Below are 10,699 nucleotides of genomic sequence, written 5' to 3'. Positions count from 1 at the left end.
GTCCTCGACCTGACCCGGGTGATCGCCGGCCCCGTCGCCACCCGCACGCTGGCGCTGCTCGGCGCCGACGTGCTGCGGATCGATCCGCCGTCGATTCCCGAGATCGTCGTGCAGCACCTCGACACCGGGCAGGGCAAGCGGACCGCGCTGCTCGATGTGCGGTCCGCGGACGGCAAGCTTGTGTGGGACAGCCTGCTCGCCGAGGCCGATGTCGTCGTCACCGGGTACCGTCCGGGCGCGCTGGACGGGCTGCTCGACGACGCCCCCGACCATCTGGTGCGGGGACGGGTGTGCGCGTGGGGCGGCTCCGGACCGTGGGCGGACCGCCGCGGCTTCGACAGCATCGTCCAGGCGGCGTCGGGGATCGCGACGATCGAGGGCGGCGATAACACCCCGGGCGCGCTGCCCGCGCAGGCACTCGATCACGCCACCGGTTATCTGCTCGCCGCCGGCGTCGTCGACGCCCTCGCCGCGACGCACGTCGATGGACGCGGCCGCTCGGTCGACGTGTCCCTCGCCCGTACCGGCGCGTGGCTGCTGACCGCGGACGGCCGATCCGAGGACCCGCTGCCGCCCGCGGTGCCCGGGCCCCGGTGCCTCACCGCGCACGGCGACCTGGTGACCGCCCGTCCCGCCCTGGCCGAATTCGACGACTACCCGTTCCCGGCCCGGCCCTGGGGCGGCGACGCCCCCTCCTGGTCCGGGGTCAGCCCATCGCCGTGAACCGTGCGCTCGGTTCCCCGCTCAGATGTCCCGGCGGCAACCGGCGACCGCACAGCACGAGGAGCAGGTCCTGGGCGGAACCGCGCAGCGGCGCACCCGCACCGAAGATCCAGGGGTGATCGTCCGCGGTCAGCTGCACTCCCGTCAGGTCGGTGCCGAAGTACTTGACGTGCTTCGGGCCGACGCCGCCGAGGACCCGGTCGAGGCGGTCGTCCGGGACCCGCCTGCCCAGGCCGAGCGCCACCGACACGTCGAGACCGTGGATGACGTCGTGGGACAGTGCCCCCTCGAAGCCGCCGCCCGGCGGCTTCCACGGGTGCGCGACGTTCTCCTCCAGCGTGTGCAGCAGCGCGTCGGCGGTCAGGGTCCGTGCGTCCTCGCGGGCCTGCGTGTCCGACATCCGGTTGAAGTTGCCGCGCGCCTTCACCATCTTCAGCAGGATCCGCGGCGTCGACAGGCGGTACGGCATGGTGATGTGCGCGATCACCTCCCGGCTGCGCCACCCCGTGCACAGCGACGGCGCGTCCCATTGCTCCGGCGTCAGTCCCGCCAGCATCGACGCCAGGTCGCGCCGCTCCCCTGCGACCCAGTCCGGTGCCGTGTTCCGTGTCATGTCCGTCTCCTCCGGTCGCCGTGTCGTGCCCTACGTAGGCAGACCGTGCCCGCCGGCGAAACTCATCGCGCGGCCGTGAAGAATGGTCGGGTGAGCACACACGACTACACGCTGACGGTCACCTGGACCGGGAACCGCGGAGACGGCACCACCCGACCGGACGGCTACGACCGGGACCACGTGGTGTCGGCGCCCGGCAAACCCGACATGCAGGGCAGCTCCGACCCGTCGTTCCTCGGCGACCCGACGCGGTGGAACCCCGAGGAGTTGTTGGTCGCCGCGCTGTCGCAGTGCCACATGCTGTGGTATCTGGGCCTGGCCGCCGCGGCCGGTGTGGTCGTCGTCGACTACCGAGACGAGCCGACCGGGACCATGTCCGAACACCCCGGCGGTGCAGGCGAATTCACCGAGGTCGTGCTGGCGCCCGTCGTGACCGTCGCCGACGGGTCGATGGCCGCGCGCGCCGAACTGCTGCACACCCGCGCACACGAGAAGTGTTTCATCGCCCGGTCGGTCAACTTCACGGTCCGGCACCGTCCCGCGGTGCGCGTCGCATGAGCGCCCCGGCCCACCGGCTGATCGTGGACGTCGACACCGGCATCGACGACTCCCTCGCCCTGCTGTACCTGCTGGCCAGCCCGGAGGCCGAGATCGCCGGCATCGCCAGCACCGCCGGCAACGTGCCCGTCGAGCAGGTCGCGGCGAACAACCTGAACTGGCTCGCCCTGTGCGGCGCACCCGACATCGAGGTGGCGCTCGGCGCCCGGGTGCCACTGGACTGCCCGCTGCGCACCACCGAGGACACGCACGGACCCCAGGGCATCGGGTACGCCGTCCTCCCCCCGTCCGGGCGGTCGCTGTCGGACCGGGACGCCACCACCCTGTGGGTCGACCTGGTCCGCGCCCACCCCGGCGAGCTGACCGGGCTGGTGACGGGGCCGCTGACGAACCTGGCCCTCGCGATCCGCGAGGAACCCGCGCTGCCCCGGTTGCTGCGGCGCCTGGTCGTGATGGGCGGGGCGTTCAACCACCCCGGCAACACCACCCCCACCAGCGAGTGGAACGTGTCGGTGGATCCGGAGGCCGCCAAGGAGGTGTTCGACGCGTTCTCCGGGCTGCCGGCGGGCAGGCGCCCGATCCTGTGCGGACTGGACGTCACCGAGACGATCGAGATGACACCGGACCACGTCCGGCGGCTGGCGGAGGCGGCGGGCAGCACACCCGCCGAGATCATCTCCCCCGACGACGGGCCGCAGGTGCGCTCGACCGCGTCCAACCCGGTGATCCGGCACCTGTCCGACGCCATCCGCTTCTACATGGACTTTCACCGCACCCACGACCAGGGTTTCCTGGCGCACATGCACGACCCGTTCGCGGCGGCGGTGGCGTTGAACCCGGCGATCACAAGGACCCGTCCGGCCACCGTCGACGTCGAACTGCACGGCCGGCTCACCCGGGGCACCACGGTCGCCGACTGGGTGGGGCACTGGAACCGGGAACCCAACGTCGACATCGCGGTGCGCACCGACCCGGCCGCGTTCTTCGACGATCTCGTCGACCGGGTCGGGCGCTTCGCGAAATCAGTCGGCTGACGCGTCCGGGCCGTCGAACGCGTCGAGGATCTCGGCGGCGGCCAGCGCCGCCGTCAGGGAACCGTCCCGCACCCGCTGTTCGACCTCGCCGCGGATCGCCTTGACCCGGGTGTTGGACGCGAGCCGGCGCAGCAGCTGATCGTGGACCATCGTCCACGTCCAGTCCACCTGCTGGCGGCGCCGGTTCTCCTCGAACTGCCCGGCCGCGGTCAGCACCTCACGATGCCGGCAGACGGTGTCCCAGAAGTCCTCGAGACCGACGCCCTCGAGGCCGCTCATCGTGATCACCGGCGGCGTCCAGACGGCGTCGTGCGGGTAGATCAGCCGCAGCGCACCCGCGAGTTCCCGGGCGGCGCCCTTCGCCTCCCGCTCGTGCTTGCCGTCCGCCTTGTTCACGGCGACGAGGTCGGCGAGTTCGAGGACACCCTTCTTGATGCCCTGCAACTGGTCGCCGGTGCGGGCCAGGGTGAGGAAGCAGAAGCAGTCCACCATGTTCGCGACCGTCACCTCGGACTGCCCGACACCCACCGTCTCGACCAGGATCACGTCGAATCCGGCGGCCTCGAGCAGCACGATCGTCTCGCGGGTCGCCTTCGCGACCCCGCCGAGGGTGCCCGACGTCGGCGACGGCCGGATGTACGCGTCCTTCTCGACGGTCAGCCGCGCCATCCGCGTCTTGTCGCCGAGGATCGACCCACCCGTGCGCGTCGACGACGGGTCGACGGCCAGGACCGCCACCCGGTGCCCCTTGCCGATCAGGTGCATCCCGAGCGCGTCGATGAACGTGGACTTCCCGACGCCGGGCACACCGGTGATACCCACCCGGTGTGCCTTCCCCGACTCCGGCAGCAGCTCGAGCAGCAACCGCTGCGCCGCCTCACGGTGATCGGTCCGGGTGGACTCGACCAGGGTGATGGCCTTCGCCAGGCCGGCGCGCTGATTGGCGCGCACGGCCTGGGCGAGGGCATCGATGTCGACTGGAGGGCGCCCCATGCTATTCCGGGGTGCCCGTCAGGTCGTGGCCGAGCTGCGCGGCCAGCTTCTCGAGCAGACCGCTGGCGGCGTCCGCGATGACCGTCCCGGGCGGGAAGATCGCGGCGGCACCCGCCTCGTACAGTTCGGCGAAGTCGCCGGGCGGGATGACGCCGCCGACCACGATCATGATGTCGGGACGTCCCACCGCCGCGAGGGCTTCCCGGAGCGCAGGCACCAGCGTGAGGTGGCCTGCAGCCAACGACGACACACCGACGACGTGGACGTCGTTGTCGGCCGCCTGGTTGGCGACCTCTTCCGGGGTCTGGAACAGCGGTCCCACGTCCACGTCGAATCCGATGTCCGCGAAGGCCGTGGCGATCACCTTCTGCCCGCGGTCGTGGCCGTCCTGCCCCATCTTGGCGATGAGGACACGGGGACGCCGACCCTCCTCCTCCGCGAACTTCTCGACGAGTTCCGTTGCCTTGCTGATGTTGTCGACCTTTCCGGCCTCGTCCCGGTACACCCCGCTGATGGTCCGGATCTCGGCCTGGTGACGCCCGTACACCTTCTCGAGCGCCTCGGAGATCTCCCCGACCGTCGCCTTCGCGCGGGCCGCGTCGATCGCCAGGGCCAGCAGGTTGTTCTCCATCGAGACATGACCTGTCGCTTCGCTCGCCCCGGCCTCGGTGGTGGCCGCGGCGCGGCTCAACTCGGCGAGCGCCGCCTCGACGGCGTCCGAGTCGCGGTCGGCGCGCAGCCGGTCCAGCTTCTCGAGCTGCTCCTTGCGGACCCGCGAGTTCTCGACCTTGAGGACCTCGATCTCGTCGGCCTCGTCCGGCACGTACTTGTTGACGCCGACCAGCGGCTGCCTGCCGGAGTCGATGCGGGCCTGCGTGCGGGCCGCGGCCTCCTCGATGCGCAGCTTCGGGATGCCCTCGCTGATCGCCTGCGCCATGCCGCCGGCCTCTTCGACCTCGGCGATGTGCGCGCGGGCCCGGTTGGCCAGCTGGTGGGTGAGCCACTCGACGTAGTGCGATCCGCCCCAGGGGTCGATGGGACGGACGGTCCCCGACTCCTGCTGCAGCAGCAGCTGGGTGTTGCGGGCGATGCGGGCGGAGAAGTCCGTCGGCAGGGCGAGGGCCTCGTCGAGCGCGTTGGTGTGCAGCGACTGGGTGTGCCCCTGCGTCGCCGCCATCGCCTCGACGCACGTGCGGGCCACGTTGTTGTAGACGTCCTGCGCGGTCAGCGACCAGCCCGACGTCTGCGAGTGGGTGCGCAGCGACAACGATTTCGCGGACTTCGGCTCGAACTTCGCGACCAGTTCACTCCACAGCAGGCGACCCGCCCGCAGCTTCGCGACCTCCATGAAGAAGTTCATGCCGATCGCCCAGAAGAACGACAACCGGGGCGCGAACTTGTCGATCTCCATGCCGGCGTCGAGGCCGGCGCGGATGTACTCCACACCGTCCGCGAGGGTGTACGCCAGCTCCAGGTCGGCGGTGGCCCCGGCCTCCTGGATGTGGTACCCGGAGATGGAGATCGAGTTGAACTTCGGCATCTTCGCGCTGGTATACGCGAAGATGTCGGAGATGATCCGCATCGACGGCTTCGGCGGATAGATGTAGGTGTTGCGGACCATGAACTCCTTCAGAATGTCGTTCTGAATGGTTCCGGCCAGCTGCTCCGGGGCGACACCCTGCTCCTCGGCGGCCACAACGTACAGCGCCAGGATCGGCAGCACCGCACCGTTCATGGTCATCGACACGCTGACGCTGTCGAGCGGGATGTGGTCGAACAGCTGACGCATGTCCAGGATCGAGTCGATCGCCACCCCGGCCATGCCCACGTCACCCTGCACCCGCGGATGGTCGGAGTCGTAGCCGCGGTGCGTCGCCAGGTCGAACGCCACCGACAGACCCTTCTGCCCGGCCGCGAGGTTGCGGCGGTAGAAGGCGTTGGATTCGGCGGCGGTGGAGAAGCCCGCGTACTGCCGGATCGTCCACGGCTGGTTCACGTACATGGTGGGGTACGGGCCGCGCAGGAACGGTGCGGCGCCCGGGAAACTGCCCACCGGGTAGCCCTCGGCCTCGGCGGCGTCGCGGTCGGCCTTGGTGAACACCGGTTTGACGTCGATGCCCTCGGGGGTGGACCACACCACCTGTTCCGGGCTGTAGTGGTTCGCGGCCGCGGCGGCCGCGATCAGCTCCTCCGTCTGCTCCGGCGTGGGGGCGGACGGCTGCGGAAACTGCGGATCTTCCAGTGGCACTTCGGCGAAGCTGCCGATCGCGTGCTTGACCTCGCGAGTAGTCACTTCTTGCTCCCTGTGTCGCCCGAGGAGTCGCTCGAGCTCTCGATGGTGTCGAGCAGGCCGGACAGGACCGAGACTGCGTCGATACGGGCGGTGACGAATCCGTCGGGCCGGGCGGAACTGTCCGCGTCGGCGACGACCTTCTCCGGGCCGGCGAGCAGCACGGTGCCGACACCGGCCGCGCGCAGTTCCTCCACCGCGGCGGTGGCTTCGGCGGCGTACCGCTTATCGGTACCGCAGATCACCGCGATACCGGCGCCGGAGTCCTTCGCGGCGGCGGCGATGCTGCCGTCACCGACCGCGAGCGGACCGGGGTTGCGGGCCTCGATGCCGCCCGACGCCAGCAGGTTCGCGGCGAACGTGGTCCGCACGTTGTGCTCGGCGACGGGGCCGAGCGGGGCCAGGAACACGGCGGGTCGCGCACCGTGCGCCGCCAGGTAGGCGTCGGAGCGGTCCCGCAACGCCTCGAACGCGGCGGCGTACCGGGCGACGCTGCCGGTCTCGGCGGCGCCCGCGGGCAGCGGTGCTTCCGCGAGGTTCGGGAACTCGTTGACCCCGGTGACGGTGGTCTTGCGGTGCGCGATGTCCGACTCACGCTGGGCGCGGGTGGCCGCGATGCGTTCGGAGATCAGGCCGGCGTCGAGCGCGGCGAGGTAGCCACCTGCCGCCTCGATCTGCTGGAAGAACTCCCACGCCTTGGCCGCCACCTGCTGGGTGAGGTCCTCGACGTACCACGACCCGGACGCCGGGTCGAGCACCCGGCCGAGGTGCGATTCCTCGAGCAGCAGCAGTTGGGTGTTRCGGGCGATGCGGGCGGCGAAGGTCTTCGACACACCCAGCGCCCCGGCGGGCAGTGCGGCGTCGAACGGCAGCACCGTGACGGCGTCCGCGCCGCCGACGCCGGCACCGAACGCGGCGAGCGTCGTGCGGAGCATGTTCACCCACGGATCGCGTTGCGCCATCATCGCGGCCGAGGTGACCGCGTGCTGGGGGGCGCCGCCGAAGTCGGACGCGCCGCAGACCTGGGCGATCCGCGCCCACACCAGCCGCGCCGCCCGGAACTTGGCGATGGTCTGGAACTGGTCGTCGGTGGCCGAGAACCGGAAGCCGAGCTGCCCGAGCGCCTGCCCGATGGTCAGGCCGCTCTCGGTGAGCGCCCGCAGGTATTCGAGGCCCGCCGCGATCGCCGCGCCGAGTTCCTCGGCGTCGGACGCGCCGGCGTTGTGAAATGCGGTGCCGTCCACGGCGATTGCCCGCACACTCTCCGAGCGCGCCGCGGCCTCGGCCGCGAGGGCCACCGCGTCGCCGAGTGCCACGTCGGCGGCACCGGAGAACGCGCTCGTGAGCGGGGCGGTCCCGAGGTCGACGCGGACCGCGGTGCGGTCGGTGACCCCGTCCCCAGCGGCGGCACGCGCGTCGAGCAGCGCGAACAGTGCCTGCGCCGCGAGCGGTGCGTCCGTTCCGGCGTCGAGGGTGAGCGGTGCCAGGTCGAGGAGCACCCCGTCGAGCGCCGTCTCCAGCGACCGGACCGGAAGGTCGGCGCCGCCGACGGCGAGCCACAGCGCGCTGACACCGTTCTCCAGGGAGTCGAGGACGGCGCGGTTGACGTCCGACGCGTCCGCGCCCTCGCCGAAGCGGGCGCTGACCAGCCAGCCCGCGTTCACGTCCCGGGTGGCGTCCGCGCCGCGCACGTAGGGGAAGGTGCCGGGCAGGGGCTGCTCCGGACGCTCGTCGCGCGGGCTGTACAGCGGCGCGACGGTGACACCGTCGTAGGTGACGGTCTCGAGGAGCTTCTGGGGTTCCGGACCGAGTTCCGCGGCGTCGATCCGACGCGACTTCGCGAGGACTCCGGCCACGGAGTGCTGCCAGTCGGCGTACGCCCGCGCAGCTTCCTCGGCTTCTGAAGCTAATGACACGGTGTCGGCTTCCTCTCCCTGATGAGCGATCGATCAATACATTGTGTGACTGTGATGCTAGCCGCAGTTCGGCGACCCCTATCGTGAGGATCACCACACGATGCATAACCTCAGGTCATGAGCATTGCGCAGGAACCGGTGGTCACCGATCGCACCGCCACGCAGCGGTTGTTCGGTCTCGGCGCGCCGACCCGGGACGTCGACGACCGCGGCGAACCACTCAATCGTATGAGCATGGACATCGGTGCGCTCGCCTCGAACACCGCCCGCACCCCCTACGGCGGCGTCCTCGCCGTGCTGCTCGACGATCTCCTCGGATTCACCGTGTGGGACCGGCGCGGAGCACGCGACGGCCTGGTCACGGCCGAATTGTCGGTGGACGTCCTCACACCCCGGCGGTGGCAGGGGCCGACGCTGCGGGCGGAGAGCCGGCTCCTCGCGCTCACCGCCGACGGCGGCACCTCGACCGCCCGCGTCCACGACTCGGCGGGCACCCTCATCGCCACCGGCACCCTGTGGGGCAACTTCGTGGACCTGCCGGCACCGGCGGCGGCCGGGTCGGCCCTGCCCGACTTCCCGGAACCGGGGGTCGCGCCGCTCGACTGGATCGGCGGGCGGATCGAGGACGGACCCGACGTGCGGGTCGTGGTGCCGGCCAACCCGCTGATCGCGAACAAACTCGGGTTCATGCACGGCGGCGTCCAGGCATGCGCGATGGACCTCGCGGCGAACGCGGCCCTGAGCCGGGCCGGCGCGGACACGGACACGGCGTCCGCGCGGATCAACTACTTCCGCCCGATTCCTCTCGACCGCGACACGACGTTCACCGCGGACGTGGTCATGGCGGGCCGCTCGGTGGCGGTGGCCCGGGTGGCCGGGACGTCGGGCGGGCGGATCTGCGTCGAGGCGACCGTGACGGGTCGCCGCCGCCCGTCCTGACCCGCCGCTCGCGGCGCCCCGCACCGGTCACCCGGGTAGCCTGGTGCCCTGTGAAGAGACGCCTCGGGGACCGCAGGGTGATCGGCGTCGCAGTACTGGCAGTCGCGCTGGTCGTCGTGGCGCTGCTGGCCCCGCACCCGTCCGTGCTGCAGGTGCGGGAATGGGCGCGATCCGTCGGGCCGGCTTTTCCGCTCGTCTTCTTCGCCGTGCACGCGGTGGTGACGGTGTTCCCGTTCCCCCGCACGGTGTTCACGCTGAGTGCCGGCCTGCTGTTCGGTGCGTGGCTGGGCATCGCGATCGCGGTACTGGCGTCGACGGTCAGTGCCGTACTCGCCCTCTACCTGGTGCGCGCCGTCGGCCGGGACGTGGTGTGGCAGCGGATCTCCAATCCGACGATCCGCCGGGTGGACGAGCGGATCGTCCGGCGCGGTTGGCTCGCCGTCGGGTCGCTGCGCCTGATCGCGTTCGTCCCGTTCTCGGTGGTGAACTACTGCGCCGGGGTGTCCTCGATCCGGTTGGTCCCGTACGTGCTGGCCACCGTGGTCGGTGTGCTGCCGGGGACCGTCRGCATCGTCGTTCTCGGCGACGCCCTCACCGGGGAGACGAAGCCGGGCCTTCTCGTGCTGTCCGCGGTGTGCATCGTCGTCGGAATCGCCGGACTGGTGGTCGATTCCCGGCGGCCGCTGGACGGTTCAGGCGACGCGATGCCGGACGGGGCCGTGGACCGCCCCGCCGAGGACGAGTCAATCGCGCAGCCTTGAACCAGGAAAGTCAAGCTTTGAGTCTTGACATCGTGGTATCCAGTTTCTAACCTTGACCCATGTTCGTGTTGACGGTCGACCAGCGCGGAAGCCGCCGCGACGTCGACCGCGTCGCGCAACTCCTCACCGAATTCGCGCACCGCGACCTCGTCCGCCCGTTCCAGCGGACCGCCGGCGACGAGGTCCAGGCCGTGGTCGCGGACCCGGCCACCGTCGTCGACCTCGCACTCGACCTCGTCGGACGCGAACACTGGAGCATCGGCATCGGCGCCGGCCCCGTCGAAGAACCCCTCCCCGCCGAGACCCGGGCCGGGCGCGGCCCCGCGTTCGAATCCGCACGGGTCGCCGTCGACCGCGCCAAGAACGCCCCCGGCCGGGTGGCCGTCGAAGGCTCCGACCCCGACGGCGCCGCCGACGCCGACACCGCCCTCACCCTCGTCGCGATCCTCGTCGCGCGCCGCACCGAGGAGGGCCGCGAGGCCGTCGAACAGATGCGGCACGGCTCCACCCAGACCGAGGCGGCCCGCGCGCTGGGCATCAGCAAGCAGGCGGTCTCCCAACGACTCTCCACCGCCGGCTGGCACGTCGAGACCGCCGGACGACGACTGGCCGAACGACTCCTACGCAAGGCGGACACGTGACGACCCTCGCACTCATCGCCCTCGGCGTCGCCGCCGTCGCACCGCTGGCCCTCGCGGCGCCCCGCAGCCCCCGCTGGATGTCGCAGTGGGCGGCACCGATCGTGGTCGCGCTCGCCCTGGCCGTCGCCGCGCTCGCCGCCTCCGCCACCACCCCGGTCACGGGCTTCGCGCTCGCCGCGACCCTCGTCCTGTGCGTCGCGGCCGCCGCCACCGGCGGGGCGCCCCTCGTGC

Annotated in this window: 10 protein-coding genes and 1 pseudogene; 7 read left to right on the top strand and 4 right to left on the bottom strand. The window is 71.4% G+C overall.

The window, feature by feature from the left end; genetic code table 11:
* Positions 1–723 (top strand): CoA transferase (locus AC1D1G_RS34570; RefSeq protein WP_477955603.1); only part of this gene is annotated, 723 nt, incomplete at its 5' end.
* Here the strand turns inward: AC1D1G_RS34570 and AC1D1G_RS34565 are convergent.
* Positions 707–1,336 (bottom strand): maleylpyruvate isomerase family mycothiol-dependent enzyme, encoded by a 630-nt coding sequence (locus AC1D1G_RS34565; protein ID WP_477955602.1) that lies wholly within the window; start codon positions 1,334–1,336, stop codon positions 707–709. The two genes, AC1D1G_RS34570 and AC1D1G_RS34565, sit on opposite strands and share 17 nt — an antisense overlap.
* A gap of 90 nt (positions 1,337–1,426) precedes the next feature.
* Here AC1D1G_RS34565 and AC1D1G_RS34560 point away from each other — a divergent pair, with 90 nt between their 5' ends.
* Both AC1D1G_RS34560 and AC1D1G_RS34555 read left to right on the top strand, forming a co-directional pair.
* The gene (locus AC1D1G_RS34560; protein WP_477955601.1) at positions 1,427–1,894 is read left to right on the top strand and encodes an OsmC family protein; all 468 of its coding nucleotides are present in this window, start codon (positions 1,427–1,429) and stop codon (positions 1,892–1,894) included.
* Positions 1,891–2,928 (top strand): nucleoside hydrolase, encoded by a 1,038-nt coding sequence (locus tag AC1D1G_RS34555; RefSeq protein WP_477955600.1) that lies wholly within the window; start codon positions 1,891–1,893, stop codon positions 2,926–2,928. The genes AC1D1G_RS34560 and AC1D1G_RS34555 overlap by 4 nt, the downstream gene beginning before the upstream one ends.
* On the opposite strand, the gene meaB is transcribed toward AC1D1G_RS34555, so the two are convergent.
* From meaB to mutA, 3 genes are read right to left on the bottom strand one after another with little or no spacing between them, the layout of a single operon-like run.
* Entirely contained in the window at positions 2,917–3,921 is a 1,005-nt protein-coding gene (meaB, locus tag AC1D1G_RS34550; RefSeq protein ID WP_280784534.1) for a methylmalonyl Co-A mutase-associated GTPase MeaB, read from the bottom strand. The two genes, AC1D1G_RS34555 and meaB, sit on opposite strands and share 12 nt — an antisense overlap.
* Before the next feature lies 1 nt (position 3,922).
* Positions 3,923–6,214, bottom strand: a complete 2,292-nt coding sequence (scpA, locus tag AC1D1G_RS34545; protein ID WP_105418581.1) for a methylmalonyl-CoA mutase — start codon at positions 6,212–6,214, stop codon at positions 3,923–3,925.
* A complete protein-coding gene (gene mutA, locus AC1D1G_RS34540) occupies positions 6,211–8,127 on the bottom strand; it encodes a methylmalonyl-CoA mutase small subunit (protein ID WP_317567303.1) in 1,917 nt (638 codons plus the stop codon). The genes scpA and mutA overlap by 4 nt, the downstream gene beginning before the upstream one ends.
* Positions 8,128–8,244: 117 nt before the next feature.
* Between mutA and AC1D1G_RS34535 the strand changes: the two genes are divergently transcribed.
* The 4 genes and pseudogenes from AC1D1G_RS34535 to AC1D1G_RS34520 all read left to right on the top strand — a co-directional run.
* Positions 8,245–9,066: a PaaI family thioesterase gene (locus AC1D1G_RS34535; protein ID WP_477955599.1), complete on the top strand. Its 822-nt coding sequence runs from the start codon at positions 8,245–8,247 to the stop codon at positions 9,064–9,066.
* 50 nt (positions 9,067–9,116) lie between these two features.
* Positions 9,117–9,827, top strand: a complete 711-nt coding sequence (locus AC1D1G_RS34530; protein ID WP_477955597.1) for a TVP38/TMEM64 family protein — start codon at positions 9,117–9,119, stop codon at positions 9,825–9,827.
* A 59-nt stretch (positions 9,828–9,886) separates the two neighbouring features.
* A complete protein-coding gene (locus AC1D1G_RS34525) occupies positions 9,887–10,468 on the top strand; it encodes a hypothetical protein (protein WP_009480494.1) in 582 nt (193 codons plus the stop codon).
* A pseudogene (locus AC1D1G_RS34520) lies at positions 10,465–10,699 on the top strand (hypothetical protein); the annotation flags it as partial. The gene AC1D1G_RS34525 and the pseudogene AC1D1G_RS34520, both read left to right, overlap by 4 nt.

The sequence above is a fragment of the Rhodococcus sp. P3_B8 genome, from assembly GCF_056402775.1.
This window is presented reverse-complemented; position numbering and strand designations above follow the sequence as displayed.